The following is a 17389-nucleotide window of genomic DNA, read 5'->3' as shown; positions in this document are numbered from 1 at the left end:
CGCCGCGCCTGCACATCCCCATGGTCGGCGCCGGCAAACCGGCCGTGCAGATCGTCAACGGCGAGACCAAGGCCACGCTCACGTCCGGACCGATCTCGGTCGACGTCAAGAAGGGCGACGGCTGGGCGCTGACCTTCCGCGAAGGCGACCGCGTCCTCACCAAGAGCGACTGGCGTGGCCTGGGCTACATCCAGTACGCGGGCAAGGGCAATTACGTCCACGATCAGCTGTCGCTGGCGGTGGGCGAGAACGTCTACGGTCTCGGCGAGCGCTTCACGCCCTGGGTCAAGAACGGCCAGATCGTCGAGAACACCAACAAGGACGGCGGCACGGCCTGTGAGCAGGCCTACAAGAACGTGCCCTTCTACCTGACCAACCGCGGCTACGGCGTGCTCGTCAACGAGGCCGGCCCGGTGTCCTTCGAGGTCGGCTCGGAGAAGGTCGCCCGCGTGCAGTTCAGCCGCGAGGGCGAAAGTCTCGACTACTGCGTCATTGCCGGCCCCACGCCCAAGGAAGTTGTTGGCCGGTTGACGGCGCTGACAGGCCGCTCGCCACTGCCGCCGGCCTGGAGCTTCGGCCTGTGGATGACGACCTCGTTCACGACGCAATACGACGAGGCCACAGCCACCCACTTCATCGACGAGATGGCGCGCCGTGACCTGCCGCTGGCCGTCTTCCACTTCGACTGCTTCTGGATGCGCGAGTTCCAGTGGTGCGACTTCGCCTGGGACCCGCGCGGCTTCCCCGAGCCCGAGGCCATGCTGGCGCGCCTGCATGCCAAGGGCCTGAAGATCAGCCTCTGGATCAACCCCTACGTGGCGCAGAAGTCGCCGCTGTTTGCTGAAGGCGCCAAGAACGGTTACTTCATCAAGAGAACCAACGGCCTCACGTTCCAAACGGATCAGTGGCAGCCCGGCATGGCCATCGTGGACTTCACGAACCCCGCCGCCAAGACCTGGTACCAGAGCCACCTGCGCCGCCTGATCGCCCAGGGTGCCGACTGCTTCAAGACTGACTTCGGCGAGCGCATCCCCAGCGAAGGCGTGACCTACTTCGACGGCTCCGACCCCGTCGAGATGCACAACCTCTACGCGCTGCACTACAACCAGGCCGTCTTCGAGCTGCTGGAAGAAGTGCAGGGCCAGGACGCCATCGTCTTCGCACGCTCCACCTACGCCTCCGGCCAGCGCTTCCCGGTGCACTGGGGTGGCGACTGCTGGAGCACCTTCGAGTCCATGGCCGAGAGCCTCAGAGGCGGCCTGTCACTCACCAGTTGCGGCTTCGCCTTCTGGAGCCACGACATCGGCGGCTTCGAGGGCAACCCACCGCCGGCCGTCTACAAGCGCTGGATCCAGTTCGGCCTGATGTCCTCGCACAGCCGCCTGCACGGCAGCAGCTCCTACCGGGTGCCATGGTTGGTCGACGAGGAAAGCTGCGACGTGCTGCGCGCCTTCACGCGGCTCAAGCACCAGCTCATGCCTTATCTCTACGCCAAGGCTCACGAGGCGACCCAGACCGGCGTCCCGCTGATGCGCGCAATGCTCATTGAGCATCCGCACGACCCGGCCTGCGCGCCGCTGGACCGGCAGTACCAGCTCGGCGAAGCATTGCTGGTGGCGCCGGTGTTCACGGAGAGCGGCGAGGTGGACTTCTACCTTCCCGAGGGCACCTGGACCCATCTGCTCAGCGGCGAGAAGAAGCAGGGCGGCCGCTGGCATCGCGAGACGCATGGCTTCCTATCGTTGCCGCTTTACGCCGCGCCGGGCAGCGTCATCGCCTGGGGCGCCGAGACCGAGAAGCCGGACTACGACTACGCCCGCGGCACGGTGCTGCGCGTGTTCGAGCTGGCTGACGGCAAGAGCGCGGCCTTCACGGTCGTGGGCCTGGACGGCAACGTCGCGGCACGCGGCACGGTCGGCCGCAGCGGCGGGCAGTACACGGCCCAGGTCTCCGAGGGTGCGCTGCGCGACTGGAGCCTGGACGTGGACGGGCAACGCAGCACCGTGCTGGCCGAGGGCAAGACCTTGAACTGGAAGCGTTCATGAAAGCATCACGCGTTGGACGTCGTGGCGACGTCATGCCGGGTTCTGGGCGGTGGTTTTCTCTGCGGCTGGTTGCGCTGGCGGCGCTCCTGCATGCACCGGCGGCGGTGCTGGCTCAGGGCACCTTTCCCGGCATGGAGCCCGGTCGCGTTGGCGGCGTGGCGGCCGAGGGGCAGAACCCGGACAAGGCGGCGGCTGCGGCCAAGAACAAGCAGATGGCGCAGGAGCTGATCGACCAGCAGCGTGACGAAGCTGCGCGCCGCTTGATGGTCGAACAGCGGGCCAAGCTGCGTGAGCGTCTGGAGCGCGATGCGGGACTGCTGCGCCAGCCGGTGGACTTGCTGGCGGGCATGTTCCAGTTGCCTGCCGACCTGAAGCTCTCGCCCGAGCACCGCAGCGTGGCCGAGGATGTGCTGCGTCAACAACGTGAGCGCGCCCAGGCCAGCTGGGCGGCATGGTTGACCGAGGAAACCGCCCAGGGCAAGGGTGAGCTGCGCGCCGAGGTAGCCGCGCAGCGATTGAGCAATCGCGTGCTGAACGAAGTGGCGCTCTGGCAGGCCGATGCGACACCGCAGCCCAGCGACACGATCTGGATCGAAGCGCTCAAGACGCCCGGCATCTGCAATGGGCTGGATCAGTCACGGCCTGCGGCGCAGGTGGCGCAGTTGATCGAGGCGCTGCCCGCAGCGCAGCGCAACACCGCGTGGCAGGGCGAGGCGGAGCGCCTGGCTCGGTGGGGGCAGGCGCCTCGGCAGGTGCCGCCCTCGCCGGACCGTGCGTTTGAGGACGAGCTGGTCGCCACGTTGGCCAAGCTGCCGGGCGACACGTCCAGCCTCGCCCCCGAGGTGCGCGATGCGCTGCAGGCGGCGGGCTGGACCTATGCCGGCCAATCGCCTGCATCGCGCTGCGAACTGCTGCGCTGGTGGAGCCAGGAGCAGGTGCGCAGCCGACGGATGACGGCGCCGCGCGCGCTGCAAGCCTGGCGCACCGCGCTGGCCGTGCGTTCGCAGGCCTATCTGCTGCCCGATGTGCCGCGCAGCGGGCCAGGCGCCACCGACGCGAACGGCTTTCCGCTGTTCGCGCGCCGTGCCGAGCTCGCGGGTACGGTCGTCGTGGAACAGGACATCGATGCCGCCGGCAAGATCGTGCGCAGCTTCGTGCAGCGCCGCGAGATCACGGCGGCTGGCGTGCGCGGTGTGCCGGCCCTGGCCCTGGAGCGCGAACTGGACGCCGTGAGCCTGGCACGCGCCGCCGCCACCGCCGCCGCTGCCCCCGACCCTGCGCAAATGCGCGACGGAACGGCCACGCGCCGCATTGGCATCGAGTGGGTGTTGCCCCAAGGTCATTAGGAAAAACTGGGCTGCGGAAGGTCTTGCGTATTCCAGCGATGCCGTGGCGTTGAAGGTTTCGGGCGGCGGGCTCGCATGACAACGCGGTCTGCCAATCGCATCGACGAGCTGTTGGCTCATCGCTGGTCCCCACCGCCTGGGTCGTTGCCAGCCCGTTGCGTGGCGTTCAAGAAATGGCGTTCAGGAAATTCACCTTGCTGCCCATACGTAGACATTTTTTGGCACGGGCCGTTGCGCTCGTCGCCGCGTTGCCGGCTTGCTCGCTGGCGGCGCCGCCCATACCCACGAGTTCGCTGTTCGACGTCAAGCGTTTCGGCGCCAAGGGCGATGGCCGCACGCTCGACTCGCCGGCGATCAATGCTGCCATTGCGGCCGCAGCGGCAGCGGGCGGGGGTACTGTCTATTTCGCGCCTGGACGCTATCTGTCCGCGTCAATCAGGCTCAAGAGCAACATCACGCTCTACCTGGAGGCGGGCGCGGTGATCGAAGCGGTTGACGCGAGCGTGGCGCGCTATGACCTGCCCGAGCCGAACGAGGCCGGCGGCAACTATCAGGACTACGGCCACAGTCACTGGCAAAACAGCCTGATCTGGGGGATTGGCCTGGACAACGTGGCTATCGTGGGCGGTGGCTTGATCCATGGCAAAGGCTTGATCAGCGGCCACGACAAGTACACCGGCTACTACACCGACAAACCGGACCAGCCCGGCGAAGCCGACAAGGCGATCGCGCTGCGCGAGTGCCGCAACGTGATCTTGCGCGATTTCTCGATCTTGCATGGCGGCCATTTCGGCATCTTGGCGACCGGCTGCGGCAACGTGCTGATCGACCACTTGACCATCGACACCAACCGCGACGGCATGGATATCGACGGGTGCAACAACGTGCGCGTCACGAATTGCAGCCTGAATACGCCCTGGGACGATGCGATCTGCCTCAAGGCCAGCTACGGCCTGGGGCGCATCCAGCACTGCGAAAACATCACGATATCCGACTGCATGGTGTCGGGAAATTTCGACGAGGGCAGCCTGATTGATGGCACGTTCAAGCGCAGTGCGCCGGAGTACCGGTCGGGGCGATACGGCCGCATCAAGATGGGCACCGAATCGAATGGCGACTTCAAGAACATCACCATCACGAACTGCATCTTCGACGAGTGCCGCGGCCTGGCGATCGAGAGCGTGGACGGTTCGCACATCGAGGACCTGACGATTTCCAACATCACCATGCGCGGCGTGGTGAACGATCCGATCTTCATACGCTTGGGCGCGCGCCTGCGCGGACCGAATCAGCCGCCGGTGGGCACCATCAAGCGCATCAATATCAGCAATATTGTGGTGTCCGGTGCGCACGTCAATCACGCCAGCACCATCGCCGGGATTGAAGGACATCTGATCGAGGACATTCGCATCAGCAATGTGCAGATAGAAACCCAGGGCGGCGGCGATGCGGCCTGGAGCGCGCTGGTGCCGCCCGAAAATCCCAACGGGTATCCGGAGCCCGGCATGTTCGGCAAGGCGCCGGCGTATGCGTTTTACATGCGCCACGTGAAGGCCATCGAGGTTCATCACGTCAAGGTTGGCTACGTCAAGCCGGAGGGGCGAACCGCGGTCGTGCTGGACGATGTCAGAGACGCCAGCTTCCATGCCGTCAATCTGCGGCGCGGGCAGGGCGGGGCGGCGCTGTTCGCGCTGCGCGGGGTCAGCGACTTCTCGGCCAGGGATGTGCGCGGCATGCCGGACCGCGAGATCCCGGAGCGTGTGGATGCGCTGACCTTGTAGACAAGGTGGACGACCGAGGGGCTCGCGGCCGCCAAGCGCCTGGCCTTCCGTTCTTGTTACCACGTTCGCGGTGTAGGTGCCGCGAACCTCACACAAAAGCGCCCGCAAGCGCAGCACCACTACCGGACCATCCCACCCATGAACTCGAACATTCCATCGCACAGCGCCGCCATGCCAATCATGCAACGCCGCTTCCGCGCCCCCCGCCTGCTGTCGCTGGTTGCCCTGATCGCCCCGCTGGCGCTGGCGATGGCGCAGACCACCGTCCGGATCGACCTCGCCAAGCCTGGCCTACCGGTCAGTCCGACCCTGTACGGTTTGATGACCGAGGAGATCAACTTTTCCTACGACGGCGGCCTGTATGCGGAACTGGTGCGCAACCGCGCCTTCAAGAATCACGGCTCCACGCCGGAACACTGGTCGCTGGTGCAGGACGCCGGCGGCAGCGCCGCGATGGCGCTCGACGAGCGTTACCCGGTCGCCGGCACCGCCCTGACGACCAGTCTGCGGATCGACGCCGAGAACGCTTCGCCGGGTCACCGTGTCGGTATCGCCAATGCTGGCTACTGGGGCATCCCGGTCACGCCGAACACCAGCTACCGCGCCAGCTTCTACGCCAAAACGTCCGGCGCCGGTGGCGTGCCGCTGACCCTCAGCATTGAAGGCGTCGACGGCAAGACCATCTACGCCCAGGCCGAGGGCGGCCGCATTGACGGCCAATGGAAGCGCTACAGCGTCACCCTCGCCACCGGTGCGAACGTCAAGCCGACCGCCGACGCGCGCCTGGTGCTTGCAACCGAAAGTCCGGGCAAGGTGTGGTTCAACCTGGTGTCGCTGTTTCCGCCGACCCACAAGGACCGGCCGAACGGCAACCGGCCCGACCTGATGCAAAAGATGATCGACATGAAGCCGGGCTTCCTGCGCTTCCCCGGCGGGAACTATGTCGAAGGCGGCAGCGTGACGAACCGCTTCAAGTGGAAGGAAACGCTGGGCCCGATCGACCAGCGTCCAGGCAATCCCGGCACCTGGGGCTACCGCTCTACCGACGGCATGGGACTGCTCGAATTTCTCCTGTGGTGCGAGGACATGAAGGCCGAACCGGTGCTGGCGGTGTTCGCCGGCTACGCGCTCAACGGCGAGTCCGTCCCGGTCGGCAAGGAACTGCAGCCCTTCGTCCAGGACGCGCTCGACGAGATCGAATATGTGACCGGCGACGTGAGCACGAAGTGGGGCGCGAAGCGCGCCAAGGACGGCCATCCGGCGCCGTTCAAGCTGCGCTATGTCGAGATCGGCAACGAGGATGGCTTTGAGAAGAACAAGACCTACGACGGCCGCTACACCCAGTTCCACGACGCCATCAGGAAGAAGTACCCGAAGATCAAGCTGATCTCCACGGTCAACGGCAAGGACTGGGTTGGCTCGCAACAGAAGTTGACCAGTCGGGTCCCCGACCTGATCGACGAGCATTACTACTTCAACCCGATGGAGATGATGAACGACGCCGCGCGCTACGACAGTTATGCGCGCAGCGGGCCGAAAATCTTTATCGGCGAATGGGCCGGGCAGGAAGGGACGCCGACCACCAACCTGCACGCCGCACTGGCCGATGCCGCCTTCATGGCCGGCATGGAGCGGAATGCCGACGTCGTCGAGATGTCCTGCTACGCGCCGCTGTTCGTGAACGTGAACCCGGGCGGCATGCAGTGGCAGTACAACCTGATCGGCTACAACGCGCAGTCCAGCTACGGTTCGCCGTCGTACTACGCGCAAAAGATGTTCAGCAACTATCTGGGCAATGTGTCGCTGCCGGTGCACGCCGAGAAGGTCAGCATGCAAACCTGGCAGCAAGAGGCCAAGAAGGAGACGCCGCAGGACGTGCCGCCGGCCAGGCAGGTGCCGACGATGTTCTTCTCGGCGACCAAGTCGGACCAGCGCGGCGAGATCTACCTGAAGGTCGTCAACGCGATCGGCAACGCGCAGACGGTGCAGGTCGACCTGGCCGGCGCCGTCAAGGTGGCGGCCGAAGGCAAGGCAATCGTACTGAGCTCGACGCACAAGGAAGATACCAACACCATCGCCGAGCCGACCAAGGTGGTGCCGGTGACGAGCAAGGCGAGCGGGTTCGGCAAGCAGTTCAGCTACAGCTTCGCGCCGTATTCAGTGACGGTGCTGGTGCTGTCGACCAAATAGGCCGCTAAGAGGCTGTCGGGCTTTGGGTCGGGTGCGCCGCTTGCATACCGCGACCGCGTGCTCACCGAGCGTGGACAGATGTCGCCAGCTTAGAACCTAGCGAGATTTCACGCCTCCCGGGCGCACGGCGTGTGTCGTCAGGACCGCCGCCGTGCTCGATCAAATCGGCCTTGGAGTCGATGACGGTGGCGTGCTTGCGGCACTCGGTCATGAACAGCAGGCGTTTCCCTTTCAGGCCATGGACCAGCGCCACATAGTCCTGGCCACGCCTGAAACTCAAGTCGTTGATGCCGACCACGGCGACGCCGTTCATGTCGTCCTGGGGGCGTGCCACGCCGACTTGGTGTTCGATCCGGCGGCACAACTGCTTCGCGTTGATGCGCAACCGGCCGGCGGCGTGCGCGACCGGAATCGATCGGCACAGCGTCAAGGCGAGCGCCTCGAAGAGCAGCGTGAAGCCGCTGCCCGGCCGGTCCGTCAATATGCAGCGTGGGCAGGGCGGGGCGGCGCTGTTCGCGCTGCGGCCGCTTCAAAGAAGTTTTCTGACGAGCAGTCTGGCATGCAAGTTCAACAGCGATTCGGTGGGCATGAGCAGCGGACAAGCTGCGCAACATCGCTGGCGTACGCAGGCGCGATCACGAGGCGCTTGCGCGCGAGGCGTCACTCCTCCAACGCGACCACCATCACGGCCTTGGCTGGCACCTTGATCGACAGCTTGCCGCCCGCGGCACGCGCGCTGAACGCCGCCGGCTTGATGACCTGCGGATTCTGGAAGGTGTTGTGCGCGTCCATCGCGGCTGAGGTCAGCACCTTGCCAGCCGCACCATTGACCTTCGTGCCCGCAACGTTGATGGCGACATCGACCGCCTTGGATGGATCGGCGTTGACCAGCGCGAGGTACACCTTGCCGTCCTTGGCTCGTGCTGCCGAAGCGCTCACGCCCGGAATGGTCACGGCACCCAGGGTGTAGCTGGTGTTGTCCTTGATGGCGAGCGGCAGCGACCTGGCATCCTGGAACGGTGCATACATCTGGAACGCGTAGTAGGTCGGGGTCAGGACCATCTTCTCCTTGTCCGTCAGGACCATCGCCTGCAGCACGTTGACCATCTGGGCGATGGTGGTCAGGGTGACCCGCTCCGCGTGCTCATGGAAGATGTGGAAGTTGAGCGCCGCCACGAGCGCGTCGCGCAGGGAGTTCTGCTGGAACAGCCCGCCTCTGGGGTTCACTTCGTCATACCAGGTGCCCCACTCATCGACCATCAGTCCGATCTTCTTCTGGGGATCGTTCTTGTCCAGCACGGCCACGTGATCCTTGACCAGCTGATCCATCTTCAAGGTGTTGGCAAGGGTTGAAATCCACTCGCCTTCCTTGAAGCCGAGGTCCTTGCCCTTGACCTCCCAGTTGCCGGTCGGGACGGTGTACTGGTGGACGGTGATGCCGATCGTGCGGTCCTTCAGTTCCTTGCTCAGGATCTGGGTCCAGCTGGTGTCGAAGCCGCTGCCGCCGCTGGCGATCATCTTCGGCCGGGACTTCTCGGGCGCCCACAGGAAATGCTCGTAGTTGCTGTAGAGGTTCGCGTAGTGGTCGGGCTTCATGTTGCCGCCGCAACCCCACAACTCATTGCCGACACCGAAGAAGGCGACCTTGAACGGCTTCTCGCGCCCGTTCTGAGCGCGCAGCCTGGCCAGGGGCGAGCCGCCGTCCGCCGTCATGTACTGGACCCAGTCGGCCATCTCCTGCACGGAGCCGGTGCCGACGTTGCCGTTGATGTAGGCGTCGGCGCCGATCATGTCTATCAGGTCGAAGAACTCGTGGGTGCCGACGGCGTTGATCTCCTCGACATGGTTCCCCCAGACGTTGCTCGGGCGCTTGTCCTGCGGGCCAATGCCGTCGCGCCAGTGGTAGGTGTCGGCGAAGCAGCCGCCCGGCCAGCGCACCAGCGGCACATGCAACTCCTTCAGCGCGCCGACGACGTCATTGCGCCAGCCTCGGGTGTTCGGGATGTTCGACTTCGTGCCGACCCACATGCCTTCGTAGACGCCGGTGCCAAGGTGTTCGGCGAACTGGCCGTACACATACTTGCTGATGACCGGGCCGGCCTTGCCGGCGTCGATGCTGATGCTGACCTCGTTGGCGGCAAAGGCCGGGGCCGCGATCAGRCCGAGTACGGCGAGGCCGTGCTTGATGGGGTTCACAGGAGGTGTCTATTCAGGTGGGGCGGAAGTGGAGGAAGGCTGAAAGTGATCGCGCCTTGTCAGCGACGCTCTTCCGTCCCTTGCCCGACCCGGTAGTAGTCAAAGTCGACGCGGCCACCGGCCGTCTTGGTCGCGTAGTAGAAGAGGCCGAAGCGATAACCCATGAAGTGCGGGAAGGTGTACTTCAGGGAAGAGGGACGACCGATGGGGGTCCAGGACTTGCCGTCGAGGCTGTAGGAGAAGCGGGCCAGTTCAGGCGCAGGCTCGAAGTCGCAGTCGACCCTCAGATGAACGGTCTTGCCGGAGAGGGGAATGGAGGCGAGCTCTTCGGCCTTGTCCGTTTCGGCGCTCACCATGACCAGAGAACGGACGCCGTCGGTCATCTTGACGCCCACGAAGCCGTACTGCCGCTGGAAGGCGGACAAGCCGGCCCAGTCGCCGTCCTTCATGCCGCTCACGTCGATGCGGGTGGTGGCCGAACTGCTCGGCCCGAAGGTGCGCTGGGTGAGCGTGTTCGGGGCCTCGAGCAGCGTCGGAACGACCCGGCTGGTGGTGAGGCTCAGGTAACCCGGGCGCTTGGTGAGCGACCAGTCATGGGGCTTCGGGTTGTGGTTCCATTGCCAGGCCAGGGGCAGGGCGGGGTCGCCGGGCTTCCGGACGAATTCGTCCGACGCGACGATGCCGGAGGCGCCGGAGACGCCCTGCGCGCCGGCGGGGATGTCGAGCGTCATGGGCGCCTTGCCGCCTTCGCCGAGCACGGGCCAGCCGTCCTTCCAGGTCACCGGCACGAGGTAGGGAATGCGGCCGACGGCGTCGTTGTCCTTGAACAGATAGGCGTACCACTTGCCGTCGGGCGTGTCGATGAGGCCGCCCTGGGCAATGCCGCGATCATCGAGCGCGATGCGGCCTTCGTAGGGGCCGTCGATGGTGTCGGCGCGGTGGATGGTGACGGTGCGTGCCCAACGGCTGCCAGGCGAGGCAATGTTGAAGAGGTAGTAGCGACCGTTGGCCTTGAAAAGCTGGGAGCCCTCGCCCTTGAGCCCGCCCTGGTCGGCGCCGAAGAGGCCGTTGACGTTTTCGACGATGACCTTGTTCACGCCGCCGGGTTTGATGCCCGAGAGATCGGACTTCATCTCGGTGAGCATGATGCGACCGCCGCCGTAAACCATGTAGACGCGACCGTCGTCATCGAAGAACAGGCTGTGGTCACCCAGCGAGGGCTCAAAGCTGGTCTCTTTCCACGGGCCGCGTTCCGGATCGCGCGTGGTGTAGATGTGGGTGCGCCCGGTATTGGCCGAGAACGTCGAGGCATGGAACACGCCGTTGTGATAACGCAGGCTGCTGGCCCAGGAGCCTTCACCGTAGGCGTGCTTGCCGTTGTCGAGGCGCAAGGCGTCGTTGTCGCCAAGGGTTTCATAGGCGTAGGAGGCCATGCGCCAGTTGACGAGGTCCGTCGACTTCATGATCGGCAGGCCCGGGCTCATGTGCATCGTCGTGCTGCTCATGTAGTAGGTCTTGCCGACACGGATGATGGCGATGTCAGGAACGTCGGCCCAGATGACGGGGTTGTGGGCACGGTTCGACGGTGCCGCCGCAAGGGCGCTGGCGCTCATCGCCGCGTTGGCACCGGGCGACGCTTCTGCGGCGAGCGCGTTCGCGCCGATGAGCGCGGCGCAGCAGAAGGCGACGGGGTACAGGGATCTGACAAGGCGCATGGGTGGATGTGGAACGTCAATAGGTTGTTGAGGGGTGCCCCGGGAGGACCCCGTGGCAGCCCGGTCGAGCAGGCCTCGCTCGAGCCGCGCAAACGGCGCTGGCGAAGGTCAGCGCGAGCCGCCGCCCGGCTCGATCCGGTAGTAGTCGAAGTCCACACGGCCGCCGGCGGTCTTGGTCGAGTAATAGAAGAGGCCGAAGCGATAACCCATGAAGTGCGGCGCGGTGTAGGAAAGCCGAGAGGAACGACCGATAGTGGTCCAGGATTTGCCGTCGAGGCTGTAGGAGAAGCGGGCGACCTCGGGGCCTGGCTCGAACTCGCAGTCGACTTTGAGGTGAACGGTCTTGCCCGTGAGCGGAATCGAGGCGATCTCCTTCGGCTTGTCGGCGTCGGCGCTCACCATGACCAGAGACTTGGCGCCATCGGTCATCTTGACCCCGACAAAACCGTAGTTCTTCTGGAAAGCGCTGAGGCCGGCCCAGTCGCCATCCTTCATGCCGCTCACGTCGATGCTGGTGATGGCCGAACTGCGCGGGCCGAAGGTGCGCTGCGTGAGGGTGTTCGTGGCCTCGGGCAGTGTGGAAACGATCCGGCTGCTGACAAGGCTGAGGTAGCCCGGGCGCTTGCTGAGCGACCAGTCACTGGGGTTCGGGTTGTGGTTCCATTGCCAGGCGAGGGGCAGGGCGGGGTCGCCGGGCCGGCGGTCGAACTCGTCGGAGGCGACGATGCCGGAGACACCGGAAACGCCCTGAGCGCCGGCGGGAATGTCCAGCGTCATGGCCACCTTGCCGTCTTGGCCGAGCACGGGCCAGCCGTCCTCCCAGGTCACGGGCACGAGGTAGGGGATGCGACCGACGGCGCCGTTGTCCTTGAAGAGATAGGCGTACCACTTGCCTTCCGGGGTGTCGATGAGGCCGCCCTGGGCGATGCCGCGGTCATCGAGCGCGATGCGACTTTCGTAGGGGCCATTGATGGTGTCGGCGCGGCTGACGATGACGGTGCGCGCCCAGCGGCTACCGGGCGACGCGATGTTGAAGAGGTAGTAGCGGCCGTTGACCTTGAGAAGCTGAGAACCCTCGCCATTGAGCCCGCCCAGGTCGGTGCCGAAGATGGTGTTGACGTTCTCGATGAGAACCTTGTTCACGCCGCCGGGCTTGATGCCGGAGAGATCGGGTTTCAGCTCGATGAGCGTGATGCGACCGCCCCCGTGAACCATGTAGACGCGACCGTCGTCGTCGAAGAACAGGCTGTGGTCGTGCAGCGCGGGCTCGAAGCTCGTCTCCTTCCACGGGCCCCGCTCCGGATCGCGCGTGGTGTAGATGTGCGTGCGTCCGCTGGTGTAGGCGAAAGTCGAGGCGTAGAACACGCCATTGTGGTGACGCAGGCTGCTGGCCCAGGAGCCTGCACCGTAGGCGTTCTTGCCGTTTTCGAGGCGCATGGCGTCGTTGTCGGCGAGGGTTTCATAGGCATAGGAGGCCATGCTCCAGTTGACCAGGTCCGTCGACTTCATGATCGGAAGCCCCGGGCTCATGTGCATCGTCGTGCTGCTCATGTAGTAGGTTTTTCCTACCCGGATGACTGCGATGTCTGGGACGTCCGCCCAGATCAGGGGGTTGTGGGCAGGTGCTGCCTGTACAGCCTCTGCCGCCGCAACGGCCTGAGACCCGACGCAGAGGACGAGAGCCATCAGCAGGTAAAAGATCGGGCGGCTCAGGCCGTCGGGGTGTTTGTCCATGTCTTGTCTCCGGAGTCGTTATGCGAGCCAGGGCATCGGTTGCAGCATGCGGGCATGGCGGCCGCCATGCACCGACGGCCTGCGGCCGACTCAGTGCGCCTGGCGCGCGTACAGCGCGAACGCGAAGTCCGCGGGGCGGCCGCTCTCCCGGTCCTTCAACGGCCGGTCGTCCAGGCTGGCCTCGCCGTCGGCATAGACGTCGCTGCGGCTGGCGCGCAGATTGATCGTCAGCGCGTCCTTCTCGCCCTGCAGCGCCAGCGCATAGCGGCGACCGGACTTCAGCACGACCGGCGGATGGGCGCTGAAGTCAAAGCTCAGCAGGCCGGCCCCTTGCGGCCGGTAGGCGATGGCCAGGCCCTCGCCGGCGCCGAGCAGTTCGGTGCCGGCCTCCACGTCACGCAGCGACAGCCGCAAGGCATGCGTCGCATCCGTGCCATGGCCGTCGCCGGCGTACAGGCTGAGCCGGCCCAGCGCGATGTCGGCACGTGGCGTGAAGGTCTGCACCAGGCGGCTGGCGCCGCCGCCGTCGCGTTTGAAGCCCACAGGTTCCGGGGCCTGCTCGAAAGGCCGGGTGACCGAGGCCAGCGCCGGGCTGCCTGGCCAGGTTTCGGGATAGCCCTGGGCGAACTGCTGAACGGCCACGCGGGGGTCGGAGCGACCCGGGTCCGCCGGCGCGGGCACCTTGCCGGCGGGCGGTCGGGGCGGCGTGCTGATGCCGGCCTCGGTCTGCGTCACGGGCCACATGCGGCCATCGGCGTCGTAGTAGAGGTATTCCATCGTGACGGAGCGGCGGGCGCCGGCGCCGGTCTCCCCATCCGGCAGGGTCAGCGCGCCGTTGTGATAGACCAGGTAGGACTGGCCGTTGAAGTCGTCGACGATGCCCGCGTGGATGGTGAAGCTGTTCTTCGTCGGGCCGGTCAGCACGCCCTGGTAGGTCCAGGGCCCGCGGGGGCTGGGCGCGGTGGCATAGGACAGGTGCTCCCAGACGTTCTGGTGCGCCATGGACGCATAGGTCATGTAGTACAGCCCCTTGCGCTTGGACAGCCACGGGCCCTCGGTGTAGTTGGGCAGCGCGATCTTCTCGATGGGCCCGTCCAACTCGGTCATGTTGGATTTGAGCTTCGCCAGGTAGAGCACGGGGTTGCCCCAGGCCAGCCAGGCGGTGCCGTCGTCGTCGATGAAGACGGTGGGGTCGATGTCGTTCCAGTTGTAGGGGCCGGGCGTCATCGCGTCGGTGACCAGCGCCGAGCCGCGCGCATCCTTGAACGGGCCCAATGGGTTGTCGGCCACCGCCACGCCGATGGCCTTGCCCGGGTGGGTGTTGTCGTGCTGCACGGTGGCGTAGAAGTAGAAGCGGCCGTTGCGCTGCACCACCTGCGCGGCCCAGGCGTCGCCCGTGGCCCACTTGAAGTCGGTGGGCTTCATGAAGGCGCCGTGGGCGGTCCAGTGGCGCAGGTCCTTGGACGAATAGGCCAGCCACTCCTTCATCAGGAAGAAGTCGTCGCCCTTGGCCTCGTCATGGCCGACGTAGAGGTAGACCGTGTCGCCCACGACCAGCGGCGCGGGGTCGGCGGTGAAGCGGTCGCACAGCACCGGGTTGGCGCCGGGCGCTGGTTCGGCGGCTGGCGCAGTCCCGCAGGCGAGGGCGGCGCAGCAAAGGGCGATGTGGTGCAGGAGGCTAGGGAGGCGCATGGCTCAGGTGTGAACTTTTATTGGTTGTCTGGCGTGTCGAGCTTGTCTCGTTGCTCGGCCAACTCACGCTGGTGGCTCGCCGTGAGGCCCGAGGCAGCAGCCGGCTACGGAACCTCATCGCACCCCATCGATTGGTATAACCAGTTTCGCAATTTTGACCAAAGTGGTCTAACCAGTGCAAACACCTACGCACGGCGTGCTGATGGGTTCCGAAAGGGCGCGGTGCTAGAGTGCGGCGCCCCCGTCCTCCCCCGCCCGCCGGACAGTGCCCGCTTCCCTACCCAAGCCTTCCAAGCCACCGAAGAGCCGTCGTCACAAGTTGCCCACGCTCGCCGATGTCGCGCGAGAAGCCGGGGTTTCCGATGTGGCGGCGTCCTGCGCGCTCAACGGCGCCAGGGGTTCGACGCGGGTATCGGCCGAGACGCGGGAGCGGGTGCTGGCGGCGGCGGAGCGCCTGCACTACCGGCCGAACGCGACCGCGCGTGCGCTGACGTATCAACGCACCAACGCCATCGGTTTCGTCGCCAACATCGCCCATGAGGAACCCAACCTCTACTTCCTGGAGGTGTTCAACGGCGTCGTGCGGGGCGCGACGGAGGCCCACCAGACCGCGTGCATCTTTCCACTTGGCGGCTGGGAAGAAGCACCCAAGCGCATTCCGGCCTTGTGCGACGGCCGTGTCGACGGGCTCGTCGTGCTGGCGCCCTACCTGGAAGACGACACCACGACCTGGCTGCCACCGCACACACCCCTGGTCACGATCCACGCCGGCAGGCTGCTGCGGGCCGAGGTGAACGTCGAGGCGGACGATGAAGCGGGCGGCTATGCCATCGCGCGCCACATGCTCGGGCTTGGCTATCGCCGAATCCTCTGTGTGGGCGGACCGATGCGCACCAAGGGAGCAGACCATCGCGTCGATGGCTTCCTGCGCGCCCATGCCGAAGCCGGGGTGGAAGTTGCTTCCGACCACGTGATTCGCACTTGGTTCACGTCCGAAGGGGGTAGGCAGGCCATGCAGGAATGGATGGAACGCCACCGCGGTCAGCCGTTGCCCGAGGCGGTCTGTTGTGGCAGCGACGACATCGCCTTCGGCTGCATCGACGCGCTGGAGGGCTGCGGGCTGAGCGTTCCTCGGGACATCTCGATCACCGGCTTCGACAACACCTTGATGGCCCGCACCTTGCGCCTGACGACCGTGCGCCAGCCCCTGCTTGAGATGGGTCGTCGCGCGGTTGAGGTCCTGATGCAGCTGATCGAGGCGCAGCGCCGTGGTGAGGCCTACCAGGGCCCTCGCGACATCGTCATGCCGGTCGAGCTTGTTCACAGGCGAACGCTGCCGGGACCTCGAAGCGAGCCGCTGACCATCCCTTGACACGCAGGAAAGTGGCTAGGTTTTTCCCTAGTTAGTTCGACCGTCGACCGAACTACGATGCTTGCGCGGCACGGCTGCAATTATTTTCCTCCGTTGATTCGGCGCCGAATCAACTTCAATTCGGCGTCGAATCAAGGTGCGAGCCTTCAAGCGTCCTATGTCCTCATCCAGGTTGAACACAATCTCTCCGGCGGGCTCTTTTCCGATGATGGCTCCCAGGCCTGGTCTAGGCGGCTCGCGTGATCGTCACGATGCCGCGAGCGACCGATTTGCGGTGACGGCGGGGAACGGCGAGCCCGGCGACGAATGCGGTTCCGCGCCGTCAATGGGCTGGAGCAGCCGGGATGGTCTTGGCGCCCCGATGACTGAAGCCGGGTACTTGGCGAATGCGAGCATCCTGGCCGAGCGCCTCTTGGCGTCTGGCTACGACGTCGCCATGGTCGCGCCCGAGTGGTATGTGGCGGACGCGACAGCCTCAGGATGCCCGCCGTTTGCACTGGTGCAACTGGATGCCCACGGCCGACCGCAGCCCGCGGCGGACCGCTTCCCCAGCGCCATGGAGGGATGCGGCTTCGCTCCGCTCGCAGCCCAGGTTCACCGCCTCGGCTTGCGCTTCGGTGTGCACCTGACGCGCGGCATCCCCCGCGAAGCGGTCGCGCGAGGGCTGCCTATCGCCGGCAGCCCATGGCGTTGCGATGAGGTCGCCAACCCGGGYTCGGCCGGCGCCTGGAACACCGACATGTGCGGCGTCAACCTCGACCACCCCGGCGCTTTCGATTGGTACCGTGCCTGGTTCGCCCAGCTCGCGGCATGCGGAGTCGACGCGGTCTCGATCGATGCCAGCGCCTCGCTGGACGGCCAGGCAGACGAGGTCGGCTTGCTCCGCCGCGCCATCGAAGCCACGGGCCGTCGCATCGAATTGATGCTTGGCGCCTAGCCCGAAGTTGCTGCATGAGGGCGGTTGGCCCGAACTGCGCGACGGCATCGTCAAACTGCTGGAGTGCGCGTCGCAGGCGCGCCCCGAGCCTGGCCCGATGCCGGCGTGCTGAACATGAGCGGGGGCAGGCTGGGCGATGGCGAGGGCGAGGGCGAGGGCGACGCATGTCTCACTCGCGACGAGCGGATGCTCATGCTGACGGCGTGGGCTTGCGCTCGCCGTGACTGTCGATGAGTCTGCGGCTGTTCGGGCGCACGCTCAGCTGTCTTCGCCAGCCCGGGTGACGCAGCCTGAAGACGAGCCGTGAGACAGGGTGCATCTTCCGCTGGGTCCGTGGTGCTCACGCCGCGGTTGAAGTCGGAAATGCAGAGGCCAGGGCCC

General features: G+C 65.9%; 11 protein-coding genes. 6 read left to right on the top strand and 5 right to left on the bottom strand.

All coding sequences use genetic code 11. The features are described from left to right. The 4 genes from yicI to AC1D2H_RS10110 form a co-directional block, all read left to right on the top strand. Positions 1-2045, top strand: a 2045-nt coding sequence (gene yicI, locus AC1D2H_RS10125; RefSeq protein ID WP_478010839.1) for an alpha-xylosidase, incomplete at its 5' end; no start/stop codon positions are given. Then, positions 2042-3391: a hypothetical protein gene (locus tag AC1D2H_RS10120; RefSeq protein ID WP_477937773.1), complete on the top strand. Its 1350-nt coding sequence runs from the start codon at positions 2042-2044 to the stop codon at positions 3389-3391. The genes yicI and AC1D2H_RS10120, both read left to right, overlap by 4 nt. 194 nt (positions 3392-3585) lie before the next feature. Next, a complete protein-coding gene (locus AC1D2H_RS10115; protein WP_477937771.1) occupies positions 3586-5172 on the top strand; it encodes a rhamnogalacturonidase in 1587 nt (528 codons plus the stop codon). 138 nt (positions 5173-5310) lie between these two features. Continuing rightward, positions 5311-7362, top strand: coding sequence for an alpha-L-arabinofuranosidase C-terminal domain-containing protein (locus AC1D2H_RS10110; protein ID WP_478010838.1), 2052 nt, complete (start codon positions 5311-5313; stop codon positions 7360-7362). 61 nt (positions 7363-7423) lie between these two features. Here the strand turns inward: AC1D2H_RS10110 and AC1D2H_RS10105 are convergent, their stop codons facing one another. From AC1D2H_RS10105 to AC1D2H_RS10085, 5 genes are all read right to left on the bottom strand, one after another. Beyond that, positions 7424-7843, bottom strand: coding sequence for a transposase family protein (locus AC1D2H_RS10105; protein WP_477937767.1), 420 nt, complete (start codon positions 7841-7843; stop codon positions 7424-7426). A 179-nt stretch (positions 7844-8022) separates the two neighbouring features. Then, positions 8023-9558: an alpha-N-arabinofuranosidase gene (locus AC1D2H_RS10100; protein ID WP_478010837.1), complete on the bottom strand. Its 1536-nt coding sequence runs from the start codon at positions 9556-9558 to the stop codon at positions 8023-8025. A gap of 59 nt (positions 9559-9617) precedes the next feature. After that, the gene (locus tag AC1D2H_RS10095) at positions 9618-11273 is read right to left on the bottom strand and encodes a glycoside hydrolase family 43 protein (protein WP_478010836.1); all 1656 of its coding nucleotides are present in this window, start codon (positions 11271-11273) and stop codon (positions 9618-9620) included. A 108-nt stretch (positions 11274-11381) separates the two neighbouring features. Beyond that, positions 11382-13007, bottom strand: coding sequence for a glycoside hydrolase family 43 protein (locus AC1D2H_RS10090; RefSeq protein WP_478010835.1), 1626 nt, complete (start codon positions 13005-13007; stop codon positions 11382-11384). 90 nt (positions 13008-13097) lie between these two features. Beyond that, entirely contained in the window at positions 13098-14699 is a 1602-nt protein-coding gene (locus AC1D2H_RS10085) for a glycoside hydrolase family 43 protein (protein WP_478010833.1), read from the bottom strand. A gap of 319 nt (positions 14700-15018) precedes the next feature. On the opposite strand from AC1D2H_RS10085, the gene AC1D2H_RS10080 reads away from it, so the two are divergent. Both AC1D2H_RS10080 and AC1D2H_RS10075 read left to right on the top strand, forming a co-directional pair. Beyond that, positions 15019-16071 carry a LacI family DNA-binding transcriptional regulator gene (locus tag AC1D2H_RS10080; protein ID WP_477902228.1) on the top strand — a complete coding sequence of 351 codons (1053 nt, stop codon included), beginning with the start codon at positions 15019-15021 and terminating at the stop codon, positions 16069-16071. Positions 16072-16507: 436 nt separating this feature from the next. Next, positions 16508-17008, top strand: coding sequence for an alpha-amylase family protein (locus AC1D2H_RS10075; RefSeq protein WP_478010832.1), 501 nt, complete (start codon positions 16508-16510; stop codon positions 17006-17008). Positions 17009-17389: the final 381 nt, after the last annotated feature.

The organism is Roseateles sp. P1_C1_2 (assembly GCF_056406535.1).
The sequence above is the reverse complement of the archived record's forward strand: the minus strand, read 5'-3'. Positions and strand labels throughout refer to the sequence as shown.